This window comes from Ulvibacter sp. 2210JD10-4 (genome assembly GCF_058148525.1).
Genome location: NZ_JBYVJZ010000119.1, coordinates 1 through 233, shown reverse-complemented (window position 1 = coordinate 233; position 233 = coordinate 1). Strand labels below are relative to the sequence as shown.

Genomic DNA, 233 nt, shown 5'->3' with positions numbered 1-233 from the left:
AGTCTTTAACCGTAAAACTTGTTGCATCAGCAGGCATATCAAGTCTTACCCATCCGTAATGTACATCAGTTCCAACACTAATTCTTAAACCAAGATATTTATCTACTTGTCCGTCACACCATTGAATATTAGTGTATGCGCATCCTTGCCAATTTAGTGTTTGAAAAACAGGTGCGGTAATCCAAGTAGCTTGGGCATCATCTATGGGTGCTCCAGAACTTAAAGCATAAGGG

The 233-nt window shown here is 39.9% G+C and carries 1 protein-coding gene; it reads right to left on the bottom strand.

Annotation, left to right across the window (positions count from 1 at the left end):
* A partial coding sequence (locus ACY2RT_RS15715; RefSeq protein WP_490156840.1) for a hypothetical protein occupies positions 1-233 on the bottom strand: 233 nt, incomplete at both ends.